At 66.5% G+C, this 22,798-nt stretch carries 22 protein-coding genes and 1 tRNA gene; 3 read left to right on the forward strand and 20 right to left on the reverse strand.

Translation table 11 applies throughout. The features are described from left to right. Positions 1-16: 16 nt before the first annotated feature. From lpdA to B3547_RS00575, 4 genes are all read right to left on the reverse strand, one after another. Positions 17-1,429, reverse strand: a complete 1,413-nt coding sequence (lpdA, locus tag B3547_RS00560; RefSeq protein WP_292959563.1) for a dihydrolipoyl dehydrogenase — start codon at positions 1,427-1,429, stop codon at positions 17-19. Positions 1,430-1,431: 2 nt separating this feature from the next. After that, on the reverse strand, positions 1,432-1,803 hold the full coding sequence (locus B3547_RS00565; protein ID WP_292959564.1) for an acyl-CoA thioesterase: 372 nt from the start codon (positions 1,801-1,803) through the stop codon (positions 1,432-1,434). Then, entirely contained in the window at positions 1,796-2,155 is a 360-nt protein-coding gene (locus B3547_RS00570) for an acyl-CoA thioesterase (protein WP_124807651.1), read from the reverse strand. The genes B3547_RS00565 and B3547_RS00570 overlap by 8 nt, the downstream gene beginning before the upstream one ends. A gap of 67 nt (positions 2,156-2,222) precedes the next feature. Next, positions 2,223-3,488: a pyruvate dehydrogenase complex dihydrolipoamide acetyltransferase gene (locus B3547_RS00575; protein WP_292959565.1), complete on the reverse strand. Its 1,266-nt coding sequence runs from the start codon at positions 3,486-3,488 to the stop codon at positions 2,223-2,225. A 172-nt stretch (positions 3,489-3,660) separates the two neighbouring features. On the opposite strand from B3547_RS00575, the gene B3547_RS00580 reads away from it, so the two are divergent. Next, positions 3,661-4,122: a universal stress protein gene (locus B3547_RS00580; protein ID WP_124807354.1), complete on the forward strand. Its 462-nt coding sequence runs from the start codon at positions 3,661-3,663 to the stop codon at positions 4,120-4,122. Positions 4,123-4,323: 201 nt separating this feature from the next. Here B3547_RS00580 and B3547_RS00585 read toward each other — a convergent pair whose 3' ends face one another. The 12 genes from B3547_RS00585 to B3547_RS00640 form a co-directional block, all read right to left on the reverse strand. Beyond that, the gene (locus B3547_RS00585; RefSeq protein WP_292959566.1) at positions 4,324-4,815 is read right to left on the reverse strand and encodes a DUF7684 family protein; all 492 of its coding nucleotides are present in this window, start codon (positions 4,813-4,815) and stop codon (positions 4,324-4,326) included. Positions 4,816-4,932: 117 nt separating this feature from the next. After that, entirely contained in the window at positions 4,933-7,218 is a 2,286-nt protein-coding gene (locus B3547_RS00590; protein WP_292959567.1) for a ribonuclease R family protein, read from the reverse strand. 89 nt (positions 7,219-7,307) lie between these two features. Further along, positions 7,308-7,874: a DUF805 domain-containing protein gene (locus tag B3547_RS00595; protein ID WP_292959568.1), complete on the reverse strand. Its 567-nt coding sequence runs from the start codon at positions 7,872-7,874 to the stop codon at positions 7,308-7,310. Positions 7,875-7,990: 116 nt separating this feature from the next. Further along, on the reverse strand, positions 7,991-9,325 hold the full coding sequence (locus B3547_RS00600) for a M20/M25/M40 family metallo-hydrolase (RefSeq protein ID WP_292959569.1): 1,335 nt from the start codon (positions 9,323-9,325) through the stop codon (positions 7,991-7,993). An 88-nt stretch (positions 9,326-9,413) separates the two neighbouring features. Continuing rightward, positions 9,414-10,961: a proline--tRNA ligase gene (gene proS / locus B3547_RS00605; protein ID WP_292959570.1), complete on the reverse strand. Its 1,548-nt coding sequence runs from the start codon at positions 10,959-10,961 to the stop codon at positions 9,414-9,416. 114 nt (positions 10,962-11,075) lie between these two features. Beyond that, a complete protein-coding gene (phaR, locus tag B3547_RS00610) occupies positions 11,076-11,630 on the reverse strand; it encodes a polyhydroxyalkanoate synthesis repressor PhaR (RefSeq protein ID WP_292959571.1) in 555 nt (184 codons plus the stop codon). An 83-nt stretch (positions 11,631-11,713) separates the two neighbouring features. Continuing rightward, positions 11,714-12,724, reverse strand: a complete 1,011-nt coding sequence (locus B3547_RS00615; protein WP_349676461.1) for an alanine racemase — start codon at positions 12,722-12,724, stop codon at positions 11,714-11,716. A gap of 43 nt (positions 12,725-12,767) precedes the next feature. Beyond that, positions 12,768-14,384: an MFS transporter gene (locus tag B3547_RS00620; protein WP_292959573.1), complete on the reverse strand. Its 1,617-nt coding sequence runs from the start codon at positions 14,382-14,384 to the stop codon at positions 12,768-12,770. Between the two features lie 65 nt (positions 14,385-14,449). Continuing rightward, positions 14,450-14,878: an iron-sulfur cluster assembly scaffold protein gene (locus tag B3547_RS00625; protein WP_349676462.1), complete on the reverse strand. Its 429-nt coding sequence runs from the start codon at positions 14,876-14,878 to the stop codon at positions 14,450-14,452. 3 nt (positions 14,879-14,881) lie between these two features. Beyond that, positions 14,882-15,502: a CvpA family protein gene (locus B3547_RS00630; protein WP_292959574.1), complete on the reverse strand. Its 621-nt coding sequence runs from the start codon at positions 15,500-15,502 to the stop codon at positions 14,882-14,884. Between the two features lie 12 nt (positions 15,503-15,514). After that, positions 15,515-16,882 (reverse strand): DNA repair protein RadA, encoded by a 1,368-nt coding sequence (gene radA, locus B3547_RS00635; protein ID WP_124807347.1) that lies wholly within the window; start codon positions 16,880-16,882, stop codon positions 15,515-15,517. 65 nt (positions 16,883-16,947) lie between these two features. Next, positions 16,948-18,276 carry an amidohydrolase gene (locus B3547_RS00640; protein WP_292959575.1) on the reverse strand — a complete coding sequence of 443 codons (1,329 nt, stop codon included), beginning with the start codon at positions 18,274-18,276 and terminating at the stop codon, positions 16,948-16,950. A gap of 144 nt (positions 18,277-18,420) precedes the next feature. Between B3547_RS00640 and B3547_RS00645 the strand changes: the two genes are divergently transcribed. Then, the gene (locus tag B3547_RS00645; protein ID WP_292959576.1) at positions 18,421-18,645 is read left to right on the forward strand and encodes a hypothetical protein; all 225 of its coding nucleotides are present in this window, start codon (positions 18,421-18,423) and stop codon (positions 18,643-18,645) included. Positions 18,646-18,695: 50 nt separating this feature from the next. On the opposite strand, the gene B3547_RS00650 is transcribed toward B3547_RS00645, so the two are convergent. The 3 genes from B3547_RS00650 to efp all read right to left on the reverse strand — a co-directional run bounded on the left by B3547_RS00650 (position 18,696) and on the right by efp (position 20,276). Then, positions 18,696-18,781: transfer RNA gene (locus B3547_RS00650), tRNA-Leu, on the reverse strand. Positions 18,782-18,881: 100 nt separating this feature from the next. Beyond that, complete coding sequence (locus B3547_RS00655; protein ID WP_292959577.1) at positions 18,882-19,706, reverse strand: inositol monophosphatase family protein; 825 nt, start codon at positions 19,704-19,706, stop codon at positions 18,882-18,884. A gap of 6 nt (positions 19,707-19,712) precedes the next feature. Then, on the reverse strand, positions 19,713-20,276 hold the full coding sequence (gene efp / locus B3547_RS00660; protein ID WP_124807343.1) for an elongation factor P: 564 nt from the start codon (positions 20,274-20,276) through the stop codon (positions 19,713-19,715). 96 nt (positions 20,277-20,372) lie between these two features. Between efp and B3547_RS00665 the strand changes: the two genes are divergently transcribed. Next, complete coding sequence (locus B3547_RS00665) at positions 20,373-20,801, forward strand: hypothetical protein (RefSeq protein ID WP_292959578.1); 429 nt, start codon at positions 20,373-20,375, stop codon at positions 20,799-20,801. A 6-nt stretch (positions 20,802-20,807) separates the two neighbouring features. Here B3547_RS00665 and B3547_RS00670 read toward each other — a convergent pair whose 3' ends face one another. Further along, on the reverse strand, positions 20,808-22,769 hold the full coding sequence (locus B3547_RS00670) for an OPT family oligopeptide transporter (protein ID WP_292959579.1): 1,962 nt from the start codon (positions 22,767-22,769) through the stop codon (positions 20,808-20,810). Positions 22,770-22,798: the final 29 nt, after the last annotated feature.

The following is a 22,798-nucleotide window of genomic DNA, read 5'->3' on the forward strand; positions in this document are numbered from 1 at the left end:
GCCGGAGTGGTCAGGATCAGATATGCAGCGCGCGCCCGTAGGCGGCGAGCACGCTTTCGTGCATCGATTCCGAGATCGTCGGATGCGGGAACACGGTGTTGATCAGTTCGGCTTCGGTCGTTTCCAGCGTTTTGCCGACGACGTAGCCCTGGATCATCTCGGTCACTTCCGCGCCGATCATGTGCGCGCCCAGCAGTTCGCCGGTCTTGGCGTCGAACACCGTCTTCACGAAGCCTTCCGGCTCGCCCAACGCGATCGCCTTGCCGTTGCCGATGAACGGGAACGTGCCGACCTTGAGCGTGTAGCCCGCTTCCTTCGCCTTCGCCTCGGTCAGGCCGACGCTGGCGATCTGCGGGTGGCAATAGGTGCAGCCCGGAATGTTGCCGCGATCCATGGCGTGCGGATGCACATCCTTGTTGCCCAGTTCCTGCGCGATGGCTTCCGCCGCGATCACGCCTTCATGGCTGGCCTTGTGCGCCAGCCACGGGCCGGGGGTGACATCGCCGATCGCCCACACGCCCTTCACGTTGGTGCGGCCATGGCCATCGATCTGGATGATCCCGCGTTCGGCCTTCACGCCCAGCGTTTCGAGGCCGATGTTCTCGGTATTGGGCACGATGCCCACCGCGACGATGACGTGGCTGAACTGGCTTTCGACCACCTTGCCGTCCTTGCCCTTGATCTTCGCCTTCACGCCACTGCCGCTCACGTCGAGGCTTTCGACGCCCGCCCCGGTCAGGATCGACATGCCCTGCTTGACCAGCGCCTTTTCGAGGAAGGCGGAAACGTCGGCGTCTTCCACCGGCACGACCCGGTCCATCATCTCGACGACCGTAACTTCCGTGCCCATGTCGTTGTAGAAGCTGGCGAATTCGATGCCGATCGCGCCCGATCCGATGACCAGCAGCTTGCTCGGCTGTTCCTTCGGCGTCATCGCGTGGCGATAGGTCCACACGCGGTTGCCATCGGCCTTGGCGAACGGCAGATCGCGCGCCCGCGCACCGGTGGCGACGATGATATGCTTCGCGGTCAGCGTCTCCACGCCCTTGTCACCCGTCACTTCCAGCTTGCCCGGCGCCTTCAGCACGCCGGTGCCCATGTGGACGGTGATCTTGTTCTTCTTCATCAGGTGCGTGACGCCCTGGTTGAGCTGCTTGGCCACCCCGCGCGAACGGGTGACCACGGCTTCGATGTCTGCACGGATGTTGTCCGCCGCAAGGCCATAGGCCTTGGCGTGCTTCATGTGGTTGTACACTTCGGCCGAGCGAAGCAGCGCCTTGGTGGGGATGCAACCCCAGTTCAGGCATATGCCGCCGAGCAGTTCGCGCTCGACAATCGCGGTCTTGAGGCCGAGTTGCGCGGCGCGGATCGCCGCGACATAGCCGCCGGGGCCGGATCCGAGGACGATCAGGTCATACTGTTCAGCCATGTTCACTCCACTGTATCGATGGCGCGCGGCCGGCCATCATCGGCCAGCAACACGAATTTGAATTGCCCGCGCGCGACCTCGGTCACGCCTTCGCCATTGCGTTCACGCCCTTCCCCCCGTGCGACGATCGTCAGCGAGGTGCGCCCCCGCGCAACGATTTCGGCATGGACGGTCAGTTCGTCGCCCACCACCATCACGCCCGGAAAGGTAAAGTCGGTAGCGGCGACCACCACGGCCTTGCCCTTGCCCCGTCGCGAGGCGAGCGAGCCGGCGCCCAGCGCCAGCTGGCTCATCAGCCAGCCTCCGAACACCCCGCCATAGGGATTGAGGTCGGTTGGCATCGCGGTCACGCGGATGACCAGTTCCTCAGCCATGCGCGTTCTCTCCCACGGGAATCGGCGGCACCGCGCGCGGCTGCCGGCTCTCGTCGATGGCCACGAAGATGAACCGCGCCTGCGTCACGCGCTGCCGTTCATTCCCCGTGCGCGGGCGGCGCCAGGCTTCCACGTCGATCACCATCGACGTGCGACCCACCGAGGCGAGATCGGCATAGACCGTCACTTCATCCCCGATGTGGACGGGGTGGTGGAACTTCATGCCTTCCACCGCGATCGTCGCCGCGCGCCCCATCGAATGCCGGGTGGCGACGATGCCCGCCGCCATGTCCATCTGCGCCATCAGCCACCCGCCGAAGATGTCCCCGGCCGGATTGGCGTCCGCCGGCATCGCCGTGATGCGGATCGCCGGCTCCGAACCGGGCAGCGGCGGGTTGTCGACGTCCGACACGGCGGGGTCAGGCGACCAGGCCGAGCGGGTTTTCGATCAGCGCCTTGAACGCCTGCATCAGTTCGGCCCCATCCGCGCCATCGATTGCGCGATGGTCAAAGCTGCCGGTGGCGCTCATCACGGTGGCGATCGACAGCGCGCCATCGACCACATAGGGCCGCTGCTCGCCCGCGCCGACCGCCATGATCATGCCCTGCGGCGGGTTGATCACCGCATCGAACTGCTTGATGCCGAACATGCCGAGGTTGGACAGCGACGCGGTGCCGCCCTGGTATTCGTGCGGCTGCAGCTTGCCTTCGCGTGCCTTGTTCGCCAGTTCCTTCATCTCGGTGGCGATCGTCGAGATCGACTTGGCGCCGGCATCGACGATGATCGGCGTGATCAGGCCCGAAGGCGCGGCCACGGCCACCGAGATGTCCGCGCGGCTGAAGCTGCGCAGTTCGTCGCCAGCGAAGCTGACGTTGCACTTGGGCACTTGCAGCAGCGCCTTGGCCAGCGCCTTGATGATGAGGTCGTTGACCGAAAGCTTCACGCCCTGCGCTTCCAGCGCCTTGTTGAGCTGGCCGCGCAGCTTGAGCAGCGCATCGAGCTGGATGTCCACCGTGAGGTAGATGTGCGGGATGGTCTGCTTGGCTTCCGTCAGGCGGCGCGCGATCGTCTTGCGGACGTTGTTGAGCTTCTGCGCTTCGTAGGGAATGCCGAAGTCCGGAACGCTGGCGGCGGCGGGAGCCGGCGCGGGCGTCGGGGCTGCTGCCGGCGTGGCGGCCGGGGCCGAAGCCACAACAGGCGCGGTCGCAGGCTGCGCGCCCGCAACATCGGCCTTCACGATCCGGCCGTTGGGGCCGGTGCCTTTTACGCCCGCCAGATCGATGCCCTTGTCGGCGGCGATGCGCTTGGCGAGCGGGCTGGCCACGACGCGATCTCCCTTGGGCGCGGGCGCGGCGGCAGCCACGGGAGCGGGAGCCGGCGAAGGCGCTGGCGCGGATGCGGGAGCCTGGGCTGCCTTGGGCGCGGGTGCGCTGGCGTCTTCGTCCTCACCCGCCAGCGTGGCGATCACCGTGCCGACCTTCACGCCTTCGCTGCCCTCGGCAACGTCGATGGAAACGATCACGCCTTCATCGACCGCCTCGAACTCCATCGTGGCCTTGTCGGTCTCGATTTCGGCCATGATGTCGCCGGACGAAACCGTGTCGCCCACCTTCACCAGCCACTTGGAAAGCGTGCCTTCTTCCATCGTCGGCGAAAGCGCGGGCATCTTGATGGCTATGGGCATGGCGCAGTTTCCATCCTTGGTTATTGATTTGAACAAAAAGCAACCAAATAGGTTATTTCAGGCTGCCTCACCTCTTGTCGCCATTTCAACGGCCTTGCCTTGCGGGTCAAGTGGCTTGAGGCTTGCCCTGCATACGAATTTGCCGGTAGAGAGGTCCGGGAAGGAAAAGGCCATGCTTCAGCAGCGTGTCTACCTGGTCATTATGGACGAAACGGACGAGGCGCGGCAAGCGCTGCGTTTCGCCGCCCGACGCGCCGTTCGCACCGATGGCACCGTTCACATCCTCGCACTCGTTCCGAAGCAGGAATTCGTTGCTTTCGCGGGCGTGCAGGCGACCATCGAAGAAGAGGCCAAGGATCGCGCCGAAGTGCTGGTCACTACCGCGGCCGGCAGCGTGGCCAGCGAATCCGGGCTGACGCCAATCATCTCGGTGCGCCAGGGCAACGGCCCGGACGTCGTGCGCGACTACCTGCGCGAACACCCCGAGGTTTCGGCGCTGGTGCTCGGCGCCGCGGCCGACGGCGCGCCTGGCCCGATGATCACCCACTTCAGCACCCACGCCGGCCAACTGCCCTGCCCGCTGATGATCGTGCCCGGCGGCATGGACGACGAGGCGATCGACGCGCTGAGCTAGGAGGGGGCCGTCCGGACATGCCCCAAAACCCGTCGCCCCCAATCCCGTCATCCCGGCGAAGGAATCCCGTCATCCCGGCGAAGGCCGGGATCTCATGCCGAATTGCCGGAGGCCAGAGATGCCAGCCTACGCTGGCATGACGGAGAGGAGAGAAAGGCTTGAAGGGGGTCTCGAAGGTTGCCGCCCCATAGAGGACACAGGTCAGCCCTCGCTGGGAAGCGCTTGGCTGATCGAGTATGCGTCCATGATGCGAGCGGATGCCGGTTGGGGTGCGACATGGACGAGCAAAGTTGCATCAAGCTCAACGTCGGGATGCGTGGCAGCATTACCAGCGAACCATAGAGCTTCGGATAGAGGCTCCTTGTCATGCCACGTTGTCATGACGAAGCGATCATCAGGTATATCGCCGAAATCGAAGTCCTCAAGGACTGCCCAATCTACGCTGTCGTGCCAAAGCTCGCAATCGAGTCCCCAAGCGATGAAGTAGAGGCATCCATTGTCTACGAGCCACGCGGCAACGTCATTCCGCCAATCGTCGGACACGGCCTGTTCTGCGATCAGAACCGCGCGAAACGGCCCCGCCATAACGCCGGGTCGGACGCCTCCGGGGGTAAGGTGAAGGTATTTTGGCGTCACCATTGAAGCGTAATCCAGCGCAAAAATCCGGTGCAAGGTAAAACGTCCGCTTTCCACCAATTTCAGTCATTCAGCCATCCAGATACCCGCCTGAAGCACACACACACCAGTTAGCGGCCTGCCTCAAGGCACGTTGCCTGCCCCACAGACCGCCCGCGAACGGCGATGATCGCCCTACTTGCGCTTGCCCTGATGGCGGATATTCGAAGGCCGCCCGCGCTTTCCAGTCATGAACTTGCCCTTGGGCTTCGGCTTGCCCGGAAGCTTGCCGCCACGGCGCTCGATGCGGCTGACGCCTTCGGCCACGTCGACCGGCTCGAACTTCAGCGCGCCGGTCAGCGGGTTGGCCTCGGCCAGCCGCAGCTTGAGGATCATGCCCATCGCAAACTGTTCGCCGCTGCTTTCGCCTTCCAGCACTTGCGCCTTTTCATCATAGGCGAAGCGTTCGGCGCCCAGCACGGACACGGGCACCAGCCCGTCGCCGCCCAGCCCGATGATCGTGGCGAACAGGCCGAACTTCTGGACGCCGGTGATGCGCGTGTCGAACACTTCGCCCACGCGGCCGGCCAGCCATGCCGCCACATAGCGGTCGATCGTTTCGCGCTCGGCTTCCATCGCCCGCCGTTCGCTGGCGCTGATCGCCTCGCTCACGCGGGCCAGATCGTTGCGGTCGCGGTCGGCAAGGCCACTCGTCGGCGGCAGGTCATGGTCCTGCGGGCGCGGCTGTTCCAGATCATAGGCATCGACCAGCGCGCGGTGGACCAGCAGGTCCGAATAGCGGCGGATGGGCGAGGTGAAATGGGCATAGCTGCCCAGCGACAGGCCGAAGTGGCCGGCGTTGCGCGGCCCATAGTAGGCCTGCGTCTGGCTGCGCAGCACCGCTTCCATGACCAGCGCCTTTTCCGCCTCGTCGGTCACGTCCTTCAGCATCCGGTTGAAGAGCGATGGCGTGATAACCTGCCCCAGCGCCAGCTTGCGATCAAACGTGGCGAGGTAGTCCTTCAGCGCGAGCAGTTTTTCGCGCGTGGGCGGTTCGTGGATACGATACACCACCGGCGCGACTTTCGCCTCCAGCGCCTTGGCCGCGGCGACATTGGCGGCGACCATGAAATCCTCGACCACGCGATGCGCGTCGAGCCGTTCGCGCAGAGCCACTTCGGCGATTCGCCCCTGTTCGTCGAGCAGCACGCGCCGTTCGGGCAGATCGAGTTCCAGCGGATCGCGATCCTTCCGCGCCTTTTCCAGCAGACGCCAGGCCTCCCACAGGTGCGCCAGGTGCGGCGCTGCTTCGCTGGCGTCGATCCGGCGCTGCGCTTCCTCGTAGGCGATCACTTCGGCGATCCGCACCCGCGCGCGGGTGAAGCGCCATGACGTCACGCGCCCCTGCGCATCGATGGTCATGTGGCACGCCATCGCCGCGCGGTCCGCGCCGGCCTTGAGCGAGCAGACATCCGCGCTCAGCACTTCGGGCAGCATCGGCACGACGCGGTCGGGAAAATAGACCGAGTTGCCCCGCTTGCGCGCGTCCCGGTCCACCGCGCCACCGGGGCGGACGTAGAAGCTGACGTCGGCGATGGCGACCAGCGCGCGGAAGCCGCCCTCGCCGTCCGGCTCCGCCCAGATGGCGTCGTCATGATCGCGTGCATCGACGGGGTCGATGGCGACGATCGGCAGGTGGCGCAGATCCTCGCGATGCTCCTCGCTCAGCGGTAAGGCCGCCGCCAGCTTCGCTTCCTCGATAGCCTTTTCGCTGAACGCGAACGGAATGCCGTGCTTGTGGATCGCGATCAGGCTGAACGCGCGCGGGGCCAGCGGATCGCCCAGCACCGTCGTCACTTTCAGGCCCGAGCGGGGCGAACGCCCGGCCGGTTCCGCCAGCACCAGGTGGCCGGCCTCCGCCTGGCCCAGATCGCTGATCGGCACCGCATTGCGGACGCGCTTGTCCACCGGGGCAAGCCATCCCTTGCCCGCGCCATCGATCTCGACCACGCCCAGCATCTGGTCGGTCTGGGCGGGCAGCTTCTTCATCGGATGGGCGATCCAGCCCTTGCCGGCTTCCTCGGTCCGCGCCAGCACCCGGTCGCCCACGCGCAGCGCCTGCTGCCGCTGCTTGCCGCGCTGCTCCACCAGCCGCACGCGCGGCGGCGGCGCGCCGTCATCGGGATGCCAGCTATCGGGAATGGCGATCGCATCGCCGTCCTCGGTATCGACCACGCGCAGCACCGTCACGCGCGGCACGCCGCCCATGCGGTGAAACGCGGTGCGGTTGCCGTCGATCAGGCCTTCCTCGGCCATGTCCTTGAGCAACGCCTTGAGCGCGATCTTCTCCTGCCCCTTCAGCCCGAACGCGCGCGCAATCTCGCGCTTGCCGGCGGGCTCGTCGGACCGGGCTATGAAATCGAGAACCTGCTGGCGCGTGGGCAGGCCAGGCTCTGGTCGAAGCGTTTTGGCTGAAGGCATCAACGCCATGTGGCGCTTTGCCGCCCGCAACTCAAGGCGAACGTGGCCTAAATCCCCCTAATCGCGATCGGACATACCCCGAATGCAACCTAGAAGCGCGTGGGCTCGTCTCCGTAGCGATTGGGTCCGTCTGTCGATTTCAGAACCCCGAAGATCACCACGAACAGTACCGGCACCCAGCCCAGCAAAGCTATCGGCCCTTGTCCCTGCATCATCGTCATGGGACCGTTGGCGGCCGATCCCGGCGCCTGAATTCGCTCCATCACCTCGATCGCGCGATCCATCTGTACGGGCAGCATCGCCAGCGCCACAGCGTAGGACAGACCGGGGACCAGCACGAGCCATCCCGAAAGGCCGCTGTCGTGCAGCCGCCGGGCCAGACTGGCAGCCAGCAGCACGATCGTAACCACGCCAATGACGATCCCTATGCCGGCCATGGTCTGCATCATGCCCGTCATCTGATGCATCATCTGCGCCTGGACCACGGCCTCGCCATCGTTGCGTTGGGCGGCCTGAAACCCTGCGCGCATCAGGTCCACCGTGAGCGGAATTGAAACGGCCATGCCGCCCGCAACGCGCAGCAAAACCACGAATAGCACGTAATACCAGAACGTCTGGCGCGCATCGCGACCCCGGGGATCGAAAATATGGACCAAGCCGTGCCGAACCGCCCCAAGCATCCCTCGACCCCACCTTCACTACCAGACGCATCATTTTTTGCCGCGGCGGCGCAAGCGCGTCCAGCGCCAATGGATCGGCATTGGCGCTACCATCAGGGGAGCGCGGATGCGACCGGAACGAACCCACCCCCGGGCAGCGCGGAGGCAATCGGGCTTTCGCTGCCGTCGGCCGCTTTCGCGCTGACCCCGAAGAACCAGTCATCGCCACGCACACCATCGAACCGCACGCTGGTGCCGGTCACGCCTTCGCGGACTTTTTCCTGCCATGCCGGCGCATCCGTGCGCCGCCGCCAGATCGTGTAGCTGGCCGCGCCGTCCACCGGCTTCCACGCGATGTCGGTCCAGGTCGATACCGCCGCCTTGACCGTCGCCACGGGCGGCATCGGCGCGGCGGCCAGCGCCGCCAGCCCGCGCACGTTGAGGCGGACGACCTTGGCCAGATAGGGAAAGTCCATCTCGTCGATGGTATCGCCGAACTTCACCCCGTTCTCGGTGCGCAGATCCTGGTGCTGGTGCTCGTAATCCTCGACCGCCACGGTGAAGCGCACCGCGGGATAGCCCTTGTCCGAAAACGGCAGCTGGTCCCCGCCACGCCCCATGCGGTCGGCGCGCCAGATCTGCCGGACTTCCAGCCCCGTGGCGTCGCTAATGGCCAGCCCCGCCAGCCAGCGCGAAAGGTTGCGCGATGGGCTGTCGTTCTCGCCGCCAAAGCGCCGCTGCGCCGCGCGGAGCGCATCGGTGCCATCGGCACGCGGCCCTTCGGAAAGGATGCGGACGTGCGTATCGTCCTTCCACCCGTCGGACCCGCGCGATCCGCCGACGATGTCGTTGTTGAACACGGCCTTGATCGTCCAGCCATGCTCTGCCGCGTAATCGGCCAGCAGCTTGCCGCCCAGCAGCCCCTGTTCCTCGCCCGAAAGCGCGGCATAGACGATCGTCGAGGGGAATTTCTGGCGTGACAGCACGCGCGCGGCTTCCAGCACCAGCGCGGTGCCCGATCCATCGTCGTTGGCGCCGGGCGCATCGATCGTGGCGTTGAGCACGTCCGACGCGCGGCTGTCGATGTGCCCCTGCACGATCACCACCTCGTTCGGACGCTCGGTGCCGCGCTGGATCGCGACCACGTCGACCAGGCGCGTCGGTGTCGGCACGCGCTCACCCTGCACCATGCGTTCGGGCAGCACGATCTCCAGGCAATTGCCGCAGGCCTTGGACGTCTTGCGGAATTCCGCTTCCGCCCAGGCCCGCGCCGCGCCGATCCCCCGTTTCGGGTCGGTCTGGGTGGACAGGGTATGGCGCGTGCCGAAGGCCACCAGCTTCGCCACGTCCGCTTCAAGGCGTGCTTGCGAAATGGCGTCTTCGGGCGCCGCGATGGCGGGGGCGGAGCAGGTGAGGGCGAGCAGGGCGATAATGGAAAGGCGCTTCATGCCGCGCAGGGTAACCGTTAGCCCCTGCCCCTCGCAAGCACCGGCAGGAAAAAGGGATGAGAACCCGAAGGTTGCCCGCCCTATCCGATCAATAAGCCCGTGCGATCAGGATGCGCTCGACCGCCGGTTCGCCGGTGAACGGGCACGGCCCTTCCGGCGGCGCGGCATCCATCGGCGTGTTGCGGATGGTGAGCTTCAGCCCCTTCAGCGTTTCCACGACCTTGTCGAGCGCCGCGCCGGTGGGGCGGGACCAACCCATTTCCACCCAGCCGGGGAACTTGCGGTCTTCGGCGAAATAGGCGGCAAGCCCGTCCAGATCGGTCACGTCGCGCACCACCTGCGCATCGCGCTTCGCCTGCGCTTCGGCGTACAGGCCTTGCTGGATGGCTTCCAACTCGGCCACCGCCGTCGCGACGAAATCGTCCTTTGCCTGCGCCACGAAGTTGGGCTTGCCATCCTCGCGCCACAACCGGTCACGGCGCAGCGCGCTGACCTGCCCGCTCTCGGCATCGCGGCCGCCGATTTCAAGCACCAGCGGCACGCCCTTCTTCACCCAGGCCCAGCGCTTGGCGGTGGCCTTGCCAGGGCGCTTGTCGAGCAGCACGCGCACGCGCTCGCCGAACGCCGATTGCCGCGCCAGCGCCGCGCGCAGGCCTTCGCAATAGGCGAGCAGCGCCTCGTCGCCTTCGTTGTCGCGCAGCATCGGCAGGATGACGATCTGCTGCGGCGCCACCTGCGGCGGCACGCGCAAGCCGTCATCGTCACCATGGGTCATGATCACGCCGCCGATCATGCGGGTGGAAACGCCCCAGCTGGTGGTGTGGCACAGCGTCTGCTGGCCTTCCTTGTCCTGATAGCGGATGCCCGCCGCTTCGGCGAAGCCGGTGCCGAGGTAATGCGAGGTGCCGGCCTGCAGCGCCTTGCCATCCTGCATCATCGCCTCGATCGAATAGGTCGCGACCGCGCCGGGGAAGCGTTCGTTTTCGGGCTTGGCGCCGGCGATGACCGGCATCGCCAGCACGTCCTCGGCAAACGACCGGTACATTTCGAGCGCGCGCAGCGTTTCCTGCATCGCGTCGGCCTCGTCCGCGTGCGCGGTATGCCCTTCCTGCCACAGGAATTCGCTGGTGCGCAGGAACATGCGCGTGCGCATTTCCCAGCGCACGACATTGGCCCACTGGTTGGTCAGCAAAGGCAGGTCGCGCCACGATTGCACCCAGCGCGCCATCGCCGCGCCGATCACCGTTTCCGACGTGGGGCGCACCACCAGCGGCTCTTCCAGCTTCGCTTCGGGGTCGGGCACCAGTCCGCCCTTGCCGTCCGCGATCAGGCGGTGGTGCGTGACCACGGCCATCTCTTTGGCGAAGCCTTCGACGTGGTCGGCTTCCTTGGCGAAGTAGGACAGCGGAATGAACAGCGGGAAGTAGCAGTTCTCGACGCCCGCTTCCTTGATCCGTTCATCCATGATCTTCTGGATGCGTTCCCAGATGCCATAGCCCCACGGCTTGATCACCATGCAGCCGCGCACCCCCGATTCCTCGGCAAGCTCGGCCTCGGCGATCACCGCCTGGTACCACTGGGCAAAGTCTTCGTCGCGCGTAACGTTCAGCGCGTGCTTGATCTTGGGCTGGTTCATGCCGCGCGGGTTAAGCGGCAATCGACAAAGGGGCAAGACGGTTTGCAGCGGTTCCGCACGGTTCGTGGCCCGGCGATCACGCCACCGGCACCCGCACCGGCCCCGCGCTCGCCGCTATTTCGTGATCTGGTCCAGCTTCTTCTGCATTTCGGCCATCTGCTTGCGCAGTTCGGCCAGTTCGTCACCTTCGCCGGCGGAGGGCTTTTCCGCTTCGCGCGCGGGGGCGCCCGGCACGAACGCGGCGGCGGCGGCCTTGAAGATTTCCATGTTGCGCTGGGCCAGTTGCGCCAGCGGGTTGGCGCCGATGCTATCTTCGATCGCCTTGCGCAGCTTGTTCTGGTTTTCGCGGAAATAGTCCATCGACGCTTCGAGATAGCCAGGCAGCAGCGCCTGCATCGAATTGCCGTACATGGAGATCAACTGGCGCAGGAAATTGGTGGGCAACATCTGTTCGCCCGCAGATTCCTCTTCCATGATGATCTGCGCCAGGATCGAATGCGTCAGGTCCGCGCCCGTCTTGGCGTCGATCACCTGGAAGTCGATGTTTTCCTTCACCATCTGGGCGAGATGGTCCAGCGTGATGTAGCTCGACGTCCGCGTGTTGTAGAGCCGCCGGTTGGCGTACTTCTTGATGATTACGGTATCGCCGTCTTTGGACTGGTTGGCCATCGTGGTGCGCCCTTCATGGTTTATCGGCGTCATTAGCAGATGCAGTATGTGCGGCGCAACACGGGGGCACAAGCCCACTTGCCTCAGGTTTGGCGGAAAAAGCGACGCCCGAGCAGGGTAAAGAGTTCATATTGAGACAATCCGCTGATCGCGGCCGCCGAAACGGGGTCATAATCGACCGTCAGCCAGTCGCCCTCGCCGCAACCGGGCGCATCGTCCAGCGCGACGATGGTGAGGTCCATCGAGATTCGCCCCAGCACCGGGATGGGGATTCCCCGCCATGAAAGGCCGCCCTTGCCCGACCAGCAGCGCAGATAGCCGTCGGCATAGCCCAGCGCGATCACGCCCGCGCGCATCGGGCGCGGCGCGATGAAGGTGGCGTTGTATCCCACGCCCTCGCCCGCTTCGATCCGGCGGACCTGCAGCACTGCCGCTTCGGGATAGGCGACCTGGCGGATCGCCCCCGCCATTTCCGCGCGCGCGATCCCGCCATAGAGCGCCAACCCAGGCCGCGTCAGGTCCGCGTGATAGGCATCGCCCAGCATGATTCCCGCGCTGTTGGCCAGGCTGTAGCGCCGCGCCGATACCTGCCGCCGCACTTGTCCGAAACGGTTCAATTGCTGCGCGTTCTGGGGCACGTCCTCGTCCGCCGAAGCCAGGTGGCTGATGCAGCAATCGATGGTCAGCGCCTGCAGCACCGGATCGCCCAGATCGCCCATCGCCAGACCCAGGCGGTTGATGCCGGTATCGACCATGACATGACACGCGCCGCCGCCAGCGGCGGACCAGCGCCGGGCCTGCTCCAGCGAATTGAGCACCGGCCGCACGCCGCTTTCGAGGGCGAATGCCACGTCGGCATCGTTCAGCGGTCCATGCAGCACGGCGATCTGCTCCGCCGGCACATGCGGCAACAGCGCCGCCGCCTCGCTCCAGTGTGCCACGAACCAGTTGCGACACCCCGAGCGCGCCAGTTCCGGCACCACTACGGTTGCCCCCATGCCATAGGCATCGGCCTTCACCGCCGCGCCCGCGACCGCCTTGCCCGACCAACCGTCCAGCGTCCGCCAGTTGCGGGCGAGTGCGTCCAGGTCCAACCTCAGGCGAAGCGCGGCGGGCGGAACAGCGAAATGGGTGGGATCAGACGGCATCGTCACCATAGGCTTGTGGAGGACCGCCCTTTAGCCCCCACATCGCCACGAGGAAAGCCACCGCCACCACGACCCAGGTGTACCACAGACCCGAATAGGGATCGCCTGTCTTGGCCACGATCAGGCTCGATATGAACGGCAGGAAGCCGCCGAAATACCCCGTGCCGATGTGATAGGGGATCGACATCGAGCTGTAGCGGATGCGGGGCGGGAACATCTCCGTCAGCAGCGCGGCGACAGGGCCGTAGGTGAAGCCGGACAGAGCCATCAGCAGCAGTAACGAAGCGATGATTCCCGCAATCTGCACCGGGCCAGGGCGGACCTTGGTGAAATCATATCCGGCATCGGCCAGCATCGCCTGCAAGGCCTTGGCGCGCGCCGCCTTGTCCGTCCAGGGATAGGCATCGAGCTGCAGGACGCGATCACCCGCCCGCAGCGTCAACGCCGGCGCGGTCTTCAGGCTATAGGGCACGCCCGATCCCGCCAGATCGGCCAGCAGCTTTCCGCACTGCGTCGACTGTTCGGTCGAAAACGCGCTGAAGCTGCAATCCGGGCCAGCGACCGTGACCGGGGCGCGGCGTGCCTGTTCAGCCAGCGCGGGGTTGGCAGAGGCGCCCATCAGCCAGAACGCCGGGAACAGCAGCAGCAGCGTGGCGAGATAGCCGATCACGATCGGCTTCTTGCGGCCGACCCTGTCGGAGATGTGGCCCGCCAACAGGTAGAACAGCATACCCACCGCCGCGCCCACGCCGACCACGATTTCGGCCAAGGTATCATCCACGCGCATCGCCGATTTCAGGAACGAAAGGCCGGTGAACATCGCGGTGTACCAGATCACCGTCAGCCCGGCCGCGATGCCGAACAGCGCGATGAACAGGCGCTTCCTGTTGCCGGGATAGGTCAGGCTTTCGACAAAGGGGTTGCCGGCGATCTCGCCTTGTTCCTTCATCGCCTGAAACACCGGGCTTTCCGACAGTTTCATGCGCATCCACAGCGATACCGCCAGCAGTGCCAGGCTGACGAGGAACGGCACGCGCCAGCCCCAGTCCTTCCACACCGCCTCGCTCATCAGGCTCTTGCAGGTCAGCACCACGATCAGGCTGAGCACGAAACCGCCCACCACGCTGGCCTGGATATAGCTGGTGAAATAGCCGCGGCGGCCGGGTTCGGAATGCTCCGCCACGTAGACGGCCGCTCCGCCATACTCGCCGCCCAGCGCCAGCCCCTGCAGGATGCGCAGCAGGATCACCAGCACGGGCGCAGCCATCCCGATCGTCGCGGCGGAAGGGATCAGGCCGACGCCCGCCGTGGCGATGCCCATCAGCGTGACGGTAACGAGGAACGTGTACTTGCGGCCCAGCCGGTCGCCCAGAAAGCCGAACAGCACCGCCCCCAGCGGCCGGAACCCGAAGCCGACCGCGAAGACCAGCCAGAACAGCAGCATTTCCAGCGTGGCATTGCCGGTCGGGAAGAACGCCTTGGACAGGATGGCGCCCAGCGTGCCGTAAATGAAGAAATCGTACCATTCGAACACGGTGCCGGCCGACGACGCGGCGATAACCAGCCGAATGTCCGCCGCGCTTGGTTCAGCGCCCGCTGCTGCCATTGTCCGTCCTCTTCCCCGTTTATAGCCCCGCTCTAGCGAACGCGGCGGGATCGGGAAAGAGCCGTTCAAGCCGCCTGTTCAAGAGCGGAAAGCGCGGCTTCCCAGGCCAGCATGATCGCGCCATGGCGCGCCGGAAAGTCGCGGGCAACGGCGATAAGGTCGATACCCGGCCAATCCGGCATCGCGCCATCGCCCGCCAGCCATGCGGCCAGCGCATCGCGCGCGGCCGCGATGGCAGCGGCATCGCGGCCGATCGCGGCTTCGGCGAAAACGGAGGCCGCCGCCTGCCCTACCGCGCAGGCGTGCGGTCGCAGGCCCAGCCCGTTTATCGTGCCATCGGCATCCGTCCGCAGCGCCAGCCCGATCGTGCTGCCGCAGCTGCGCGAGCGCGCCTCACCCCGCAAGGGCAAGGCTTCGTCCCACGGCCAGTTGGCCAGCCCCGCCGCCGCCGCCAGCATGGCCGGCGTGTAGAGAGCGCGCGCGGAACTGGCCACGGTTCAGTCTTCCTTATCGGCGTACGTGTCGGCCCGATGGCGTGAAGCCGACTTCTTGGCCGCTTTCTTGTGCGCGGCCGCCTTGTCCTTCTTTGCCTTGGCTGCCTCGTCAGCCTTGGCGTCCGCTTCCGCCGCCGCGCGGCGATCCGCGATCATCGTCATCAGTTCCTCGCTGGCCGCGTTAAGGAACGGATAGGTGCGCGCCTGCGAAATCCACATCGGCCGGCCGCTGACTCCCCACACCACGTCATAGCCGAAGACCAGAATCGAAAAGCCTAGAACGACGATGATGAAGCCCTTCACCGCGCCGAAACCGAAGCCGAGCAGCCGGTCGATCGGCCCCAGCACCGAATTGCGGCTGGCGCTTCCGATGCGGCGCGCGATGAAGCGGGTGATCCCGTAGGGCACGATCAGCAGCAGCACGAAGGCGAGCACACCACCGCCGGTCTCGTTCTCCAGATAGGGCGTCAGCAGTTGCGTGAGCGGTTCGTGCAGATAATGCACCGCGAACAGCGAGATGCACCACGCCGCCACGGCGAGGATTTCCTCCACGAAACCGCGAAAGAATCCACCGATCGCGCCGACCGCGACGATCAGGAATACAACATAGTCGAAGCCGGTCATTACCCGGTGAAATTAGGAGCCGCCCACAATCCGGTCAACGAGATTTGGCAGCAACCGCAACGGCGCATAGCTGAGACCGGCCACCTTCTCGATGCTGCCATCAGGGCCATAGGCGCGGGAAAAGCCCAGTTTCGCGGCTTCCTTGAGCCGGATGGAGCTGTGCGCCACGGGCCGGACCTCGCCCGCCAGCGATATTTCGCCGAACCAAGCCGCCTGCGCCGGCAGCGGCCGGTCGGCCAGCGCCGAAACCAGCGCCGCCGCCACCGCGAGATCGGCAGCGGGATCGGTCAGGCGATAGCCGCCCGCCACGTTGAGATAGACTTCGGCTGCGGAGAAATTCAGCCCGCACCGCGCTTCCAGTACGGCCAGCAGCATGGCCAGCCGTCCGCTGTCCCAGCCCACCACCGCGCGCCGCGGCGTGGCCCCGCTGGCGAGGCGCACGGTAAGCGCCTGGATCTCCACCAGCACCGGCCGCGTCCCTTCCAGCGCGGGGAACACCGAACTGCCCGGCACCGGTTCGTCCCGGCCGGAAAGGAACAGCATGGAGGGGTTGCCGATCTCCTCCAGCCCTGCCCCCGCCATCGCGAAAACGCCGATCTCGTCCACCGCGCCGAAGCGGTTCTTCAGCGCGCGCAGGATGCGGTACTGGTGGCTGCGTTCGCCCTCGAAGCTCATCACCACGTCGACCATGTGTTCCAGCACGCGCGGGCCGGCGATCGAGCCGTCCTTGGTGACATGGCCCACCAGCACCAGCGCGACGCCGTTCTCCTTGGCATAGCGAATCAGTTCGAACGCACAGCCGCGCACCTGGCTGACCGTGCCTGGCGCGCCTTCGATCTGGTCCGAATGCATCGTCTGGATCGAATCGATCACCAGCAGCGCCGGCGGCTTCATGCCGCCCAGAGTCGTCAGGATGTCACGCACCGAGGTATTGGACGCGAGCCGGATCGGCGCATTGCCCAATCCGAGCCGGTCGGCGCGCAGGCGCACCTGGTCGGACGCTTCCTCGCCGCTGATATAGACCGCCTCTGCGCCCGCCAGCGCGATGCATGCGGCCGCCTGCAGCAGCAGCGTGGACTTGCCGATTCCCGGATCGCCGCCCATCAGGATCGCCGATCCCGGCACCAGCCCGCCACCGAGCGCGCGGTCGAATTCGGCAAGGCCGGTCTTGCGCCGCTCCGGCAGCTTGACCGGCTGATCGAGCGAGACGAACGAGACCAGCCGACCGCCGCTCGACAGGTCATGCCTCGCCGAAAACACCGTCTCCGGCGCTTCCTCCACCAGCGTGTTCCATTCGCCGCAATCGGCGCATTGCCCCTGCCAGCGGGGTGAAACGCTGCCGCAGGACTGGCAGACATAGCGGCGCTTGGGTTTGGCCATGGCCTGCGCTTAACGGGAACGTATCAGGAACGCAAGCCGTGTGATCGCCGCAACGCTCCTCGCCGTCACCCCTTGGGCATCAGCCGCATCGCCTCGCTGGCCAGCGCTTCCGCGCCAGCGGCGATGACCTTGTCGGCCTCAGGTGCCCAGAACGGACTGTGCAGCGATGGCAGCGCCCTTCCCTCCCGCTTTGCCGCTTCCAGTTCGCTGGCCGGGCGGCCGCCGACCCAGAAGATCGTCGCGCCCATGCGGTCAGGATCGGCGCGCCAGAACTCGCCGAAATCCTCGCCCGCCATCACCGGCGGCGTCTGCACCGCGCCCGTATCGCCAAACTGCCGCTTCATGTCGGCCAACACCCGCTGGCTGAACGCGGGCGGATTGAACGTTGCGCGGGTATAGGGATCGAGCACCGAGACCACCGGCATCCGGTCCTGCGGCACGCCTGACGCCATCGCCTCGCCCGCCGCGATGCGGCGGATGCCGTCGAGCAGCAGCTTGCGCTGTTCATCGCTGTAGCTGCGCACGGTGAGCTGGAGCCTCGCCTCGTCGGGGATGATGTTGTGCTTGGCGCCGGCATGGAAGCTGCCGACAGTGACCACGCCCGGCTCGAACGGGCTGTTCTCGCGGCTGATCAGCGTCTGCAGGCGCATGACGATGGCGCTGGCCAGCACGATCGGGTCTTTCGTGGTCTGCGGATAGGCGCCGTGCCCGCCGAGCCCCTTCACCGTGATGTCCACGCTGTCGACATTGGCCAGCGCATAGCCCGGCGTCACCCCGATCACGCCCGACGGCAGATCGCCGGTATCGTGGAACGCCAGCGCTAAATCGGGCTTGGGAAAGCGGGTGAACAGGCCGTCGGCCAGCATCGCGCGCGCGCCGAGGCCGATTTCCTCCGCCGGTTGCCCGATCATCACCAGCGTGCCCGACCACGCATCGCGGTGCGCGGCCATCAGCTTGGCCACTTCCATCCACGCGGTCATGTGCGTGTCGTGCCCGCAGGCGTGCATGATCCCGCTTTCGACGCCAGCGGTGGACGTGCCGCGATCCTTCGAGGCGAAGGGCAGCCCGGTCTGTTCGACCACCGGCAGCCCGTCCATGTCGGCGCGGATCAGCACGGTCGGGCCGGGGCCGTTGCGCAGTACCGCGACGACGCCGGTGCGGCCCACTTTCTCCGTCACCTCGAACCCCGCCTTGCGCGCGGCGGCGGCCAGTTGCGCGGCGGACTTCACTTCCTGGAAGCTCAGTTCCGGGTGCGCGTGCAGGTTGCGGTAAGTCTGCAGCAGCCCCGGCAGATCGGCAGCGATTTCCGCGCGCAGATCGGGCGCGGCAGCCTGGACGGCGGCGGGGATACAAAGAGCGGCGGCGCCGAGCGCCAGCAGGGAGCGGAACGTCATCGCGCCACTCTATCGCCGGGCGGGGCCGGTGCAAACGTCCTTTCCTGGCCCCGAAGAAATGCTTTGTGGCAATGCCGGGCCCACACCCCACATCGGCCACCACATCGACCTCAGCATTGACACGGCAACAGGACAGGACGGATCATGACGGACGCAGCAACGATCGACACCGCGCGGCAGGCGGCCGCCCGGCACTTGCGCGACGGCGGCTTCGAGAGCGAGGCGGCGATGGTGTCCGAAGGGCGCGGCGACGATTTCGCCGAGGTGCGGATCGCCCTGTCGCTGCTGCGCATCCTGGGCGAGCGGCCCGCGCGCACCGCGCCGCCGGTCATGCGCAACGGCCGGCGCCTTGTCGGCGAGGAGTGTTGAGTCGGGAGTGTTGAGGGGGGAGCGCTGAGGCTCCCTCGCTTTCAGTAGTGTGGTACGGGCGGCCGGACTCGAACCGGCATGGGCTTTCGCCCGAGGCATTTTAAGTGCCATGCGTCTACCATTCCGCCACGCCCGCGCGTTCGACGAAACCCCGGCCTTGCCGGAGAACGAAGGCGCCCTATAGGGCGCTGTTCCCCGGCAAGCCAGAGCCAATGTGCAAAATTTAGACGCGCCGGTCAGCGAGCCTTGAGCGCGCCAGCCACCAGCTTGTGCAGCTTGGAATGGAGCGCATCGTTGCCGGCCAGGACGGTTTCGTCGCAGATCGGCAGCGAACGGCCCTTGTAGTCCGAAACGAAACCGCCGGCTTCGCGCACCAGCAAGCATCCGGCCGCGCTGTCCCACGGTTGCAGGCTGCTTTCCCAGAACCCGTCAAAGCGGCCGGCGGCCACCCACGCGAGATCCAGCGAAGCCGCGCCGAAGCGACGGATGCCGGCCACGCGCGGGCCAAGCTCGTGGTAGATGCGGGTCCATTCGCCCATGTCGCCCCGGCCCGCGAAGGGAACGCCGGTGGCGATCAGCGCCTCGTCCAGATGGCGGCGCGCCGAAACGCGCAGGCGGCGGTCCTGCAACCATGCGCCCCGGGTCTTTTCGGCCCAGAAGCTCTCGTCGGTCACGGGCTGATAGACGATGCCGGCGGTCACTTCGCCCCAGCCCCTGCCGTCCAGCGTCGGTTCCTGCACCGCGATCGAGATCGCGAAATGCGGGATGCCGTGGAGGAAGTTGCTGGTGCCGTCGAGCGGGTCGACGATGAAGCGCGGCTTGCCGGGCTCGCCCGCGATCTCGCCGCCTTCCTCCATCAGGAAGCCCCAGTCCGGCCGCGCCTGGCGCAGTTCGTCCCAGATCGTCCGTTCGGCGGCCTGATCCGCCTTGGACACGAAGTCGGCCGGCCCCTTGCGGCTGACCTGGAGATGTTCGACTTCGCCAAAGTCACGGCGCAGGCGCGTGCCGGCCTTGCGGGCGGCACGTTCCATCACGCGGATCAGTCCGGAAATTGCGGCCATCGCGGATCAGCCCGCCTTGCCGACGTAGGAACGTTCGTACACGTCCACGACGATGCGCGTGCCGCTTTCGATGTGCGGCGGCACCATCACGCGCACCCCGTTGTCGAGGATTGCGGGCTTGTAGCTCGAAGAGGCGGTCTGGCCCTTCACCACGGCGTCGGCTTCGACGATCGTGGCTTCGACCTGTTCGGGCAACTGCACCGAGATCGGGCGTTCGTCGTACATTTCGAGCAGCACGGTCATGCCGTCCTGCAGGAACGCGGCGGCATCGCCGAGAAGATCGCTGGGCAGCGTGATCTGGTCGTAGGTTTCCACGTCCATGAACACCAGGTCGTCGCCTTCGGCATAAAGGAACTGGAAATCCTTGGTATCGAGGCGGACGCGCTCGACCGTGTCGGCGCTGCGGAAGCGGACGTTGGTCTTGCGGCCGTCGATGAGGTTCTTCATCTCGACCTGCATGAAGGCACCGCCCTTGCCGGGCTGGGTGTGCTGGGTCTTGGCAACTTTCCAGATGCCCTTTTCGTATTCCAGGATATTGCCCGGACGGATGTCCACGCCGCTGATCTTCATGATGGAAAGAGCCTTACCGTGAGTAGGGAAGCGCGCGCCTTAGCCGCTGTGGCCGATTGCTTCAAGCGGCAGCCGCGTGCTAGCGCGATATCCATCATGAACCGTCGTCTTTTCCCTGCCTCGCTCGCCGTGATCGGCTCGCTTGTCGTCACGGCTCCGGTTGAGGCGGTTCCGGGCGGCCCGATCCACACCTTGCTGCGCGGGCGCTGGATCTGCGAACTGCCGGGCGATGCCGAAATGCAGCCGACCGCGCTGCCCGACGACAGCTTCCGCGCAATTCCGGATTCGAGCTACCAGATGGCCGACGGAAAGCGCGGCACCTACGCGCTGTTCGGCCGTATCCTGACGATGACGAGCGGCCCGCTGAAAGGCCGGCGCTATCAGTTGAACAACCGCGCGATGGCCCGGCAGATCGATGCGGCAGGCGAGTTCATCGGGCCACGCTGCATCCACGCCGGCACGCCGACAGGCGTCGACGCGGGCGATGATTCGTCCGGGTCCGACAGCGGCAACTCTGACATCTGACCCGGATCAGCGGGCGGCGCCATCGCGCCGCATCCGCCAGTAGGCATAGCCCACCAGCCCGCCAAACACCGCAATGCCCAGCGGCATGGCCACGGGGTTTGCGTGAACGATCGCCAGCGAATCGGGGTCGTTGGTGGCAGCCACGATCGCGGCATAGGCAATGTTGAACAGGCCATCGCCAACGATCAGGCCGGTGGCGGTCAGCACGCCCATGCGTTCGGCCAGTTCCGGATCGGCCTGCCGCGCGGCCCAGCGGTTGTAGAGATGGCCCAGGATCGCGCCGATCACGACCATCCCGGTGGTCTGCGTGGGCAGGTACATGCCCATGCCGACCGCGAGCGGCGGTAAGGCACCACGGCCCGACCGGCGCAGCGCGCCATCGACCGCCAGCGCCACCACGCCGATCGCCGCGCCCAGACCCACGAGGTTCCAATCGAGGCTGCCGCCCAGCACGCCTTGCGCGATGGTGGAGATCAGCGCGGCCTGCGGCGCCGCCAGCGCGTTTTCGCCCGCCCCCGGCGCGCCAAGGAACCCGAAGGTGCCGTTGAGCAGATCAAGGATGGGCGGGATCACCAGCGCGCCGAACAGCACGCCCAGCACGAGCGCGACTTGCTGACGCCATGGCGTCGCCCCGACAAGCTGGCCGGTCTTGAGATCCTGCAGGTTGTCGTTGGAAATCGTGGCCACGCCGAACACGATCGCGGTGACGAACAGCGCGAAGGCGACAAGCGCCTTGGTTGCCGCCGCATCCCCGCCCCGCCCGTACAGCGCCAGCAGGATCAGCGAGATGCCCAGGGCGGCGAGGATGCCAACGCCCGAGATCGGGCTGTTCGACGCGCCGATCAGCCCGGCCATATAGCCGCAAACCGAAGCGATGAAGATGCCGGCGACCAGCACATAGAGCACGGCGGCCGCCAGCCCGATCCCCAGCGATTCAGCGACCGGGCCGCCGGCCGCGAAATCGGCCAGCAACAGCGCGATCGGCACCATCGACAGCAGGATCGTGCCGCCCACCAGGCCGATCGGCAGGTCGCGCTCGGTCAGGTCCAGCGAGGCGTAGCCCGCCTGCTTGCGCGCCCGGCTGGCGGCGATGGCTCCGGCCACGCCGCGCACGATCGGGCCGATCACCCGCAGCAGCGTCCAGATCGCCGCCACGCCGATGGCCCCCGCGCCGACGAAGCGGATGCGCTGGCGGAACACGGTGGAGATGAAATCGGCGAGTTCGGTCCCCGTCGGGGGGCCGCCGGCGGTCAACACCGGCAGCAGCACGCCGAAGCTGATGACGATGCCCACCAGCATGGCGATGCCCACTGCCAACCCGACGAGATGCCCGACCCCGACGAGCGCCATCGACAGTCCGCCGCCGAACGCGGTGCCGCCCGCGCCGACGCGGATCAGGGTCGAGGCTTCCTCCGCCACCAGCTTGAGCTTGGCGAGCAGCGGATAGAGCGCCGCCAGCAGCGCCCCGCGCATCACCGCCGCCAGCCCGCGCCGGTTTTCTTCCGCGCCACCGACACCCGCGCCGACCTTGAGCACTTCCGCCGCGGCCACGCCTTCGGGATAGGGCAGGTCCGATCCGGTCACCAGCGCGCGGCGCAGCGGCACCGAATACATCACGCCCAGGATGCCGCCGACCGCGATCACCGCGACGGATTCCCAATAGGGAAAGCCCGTCCACCACCCGATCATGACCAGGCCCGGCAGCACGAACACGATGGCCGAAAGCGTGCCGGCGGAGCTGGCGATCGTCTGGACGATATTGTTTTCCTGGATCGTCGCGCCCGAAAGCAGCCGCAGTACGGCCATGGAAATCACCGCGGCCGGGATCGAGGTGGCGAACGTCAGCCCGATGCGCAGGCCAAGATAGACGTTGGCCGCCGTGAACACGACCGTCAGCACCGCGCCAAGGACCACGCCGCGCAGGGTCAGTTCCCGGACCGGCCCCGTGCCCGATTCGCCTGCGCTCATGCTCGATCTCCGTTCAGGAAACTCCGCCT

This window comes from Novosphingobium sp. UBA1939 (assembly GCF_002336885.1).
GTDB lineage: Bacteria > Pseudomonadota > Alphaproteobacteria > Sphingomonadales > Sphingomonadaceae > Novosphingobium.

Excerpts from the sequence above, each read along its gene's own strand:
- lpdA (WP_292959563.1), bottom strand. The coding sequence starts at position 1,429 with ATGGCTGAACAGTATGACCTGATCGTCCTCGGATCCGGCCCCGGCGGC.
- B3547_RS00565 (WP_292959564.1), bottom strand. The coding sequence starts at position 1,803 with ATGGCTGAGGAACTGGTCATCCGCGTGACCGCGATGCCAACCGACCTC.
- B3547_RS00570 (WP_124807651.1), bottom strand. The coding sequence starts at position 2,155 with ATGCCGGCGGACGCCAATCCGGCCGGGGACATCTTCGGCGGGTGGCTG.
- B3547_RS00575 (WP_292959565.1), bottom strand. The coding sequence starts at position 3,488 with ATGCCCATAGCCATCAAGATGCCCGCGCTTTCGCCGACGATGGAAGAA.
- B3547_RS00580 (WP_124807354.1), top strand. The coding sequence starts at position 3,661 with ATGCTTCAGCAGCGTGTCTACCTGGTCATTATGGACGAAACGGACGAG.
- B3547_RS00590 (WP_292959567.1), bottom strand. The coding sequence starts at position 7,218 with ATGCCTTCAGCCAAAACGCTTCGACCAGAGCCTGGCCTGCCCACGCGC.
- B3547_RS00600 (WP_292959569.1), bottom strand. The coding sequence starts at position 9,325 with ATGAAGCGCCTTTCCATTATCGCCCTGCTCGCCCTCACCTGCTCCGCC.
- proS (WP_292959570.1), bottom strand. The coding sequence starts at position 10,961 with ATGAACCAGCCCAAGATCAAGCACGCGCTGAACGTTACGCGCGACGAA.
- phaR (WP_292959571.1), bottom strand. The coding sequence starts at position 11,630 with ATGGCCAACCAGTCCAAAGACGGCGATACCGTAATCATCAAGAAGTAC.
- B3547_RS00620 (WP_292959573.1), bottom strand. The coding sequence starts at position 14,384 with ATGGCAGCAGCGGGCGCTGAACCAAGCGCGGCGGACATTCGGCTGGTT.
- B3547_RS00630 (WP_292959574.1), bottom strand. The coding sequence starts at position 15,502 with ATGACCGGCTTCGACTATGTTGTATTCCTGATCGTCGCGGTCGGCGCG.
- radA (WP_124807347.1), bottom strand. The coding sequence starts at position 16,882 with ATGGCCAAACCCAAGCGCCGCTATGTCTGCCAGTCCTGCGGCAGCGTT.
- B3547_RS00640 (WP_292959575.1), bottom strand. The coding sequence starts at position 18,276 with ATGACGTTCCGCTCCCTGCTGGCGCTCGGCGCCGCCGCTCTTTGTATC.
- B3547_RS00645 (WP_292959576.1), top strand. The coding sequence starts at position 18,421 with ATGACGGACGCAGCAACGATCGACACCGCGCGGCAGGCGGCCGCCCGG.
- B3547_RS00655 (WP_292959577.1), bottom strand. The coding sequence starts at position 19,706 with ATGGCCGCAATTTCCGGACTGATCCGCGTGATGGAACGTGCCGCCCGC.
- efp (WP_124807343.1), bottom strand. The coding sequence starts at position 20,276 with ATGAAGATCAGCGGCGTGGACATCCGTCCGGGCAATATCCTGGAATAC.
- B3547_RS00665 (WP_292959578.1), top strand. The coding sequence starts at position 20,373 with ATGAACCGTCGTCTTTTCCCTGCCTCGCTCGCCGTGATCGGCTCGCTT.
- B3547_RS00670 (WP_292959579.1), bottom strand. The coding sequence starts at position 22,769 with ATGAGCGCAGGCGAATCGGGCACGGGGCCGGTCCGGGAACTGACCCTG.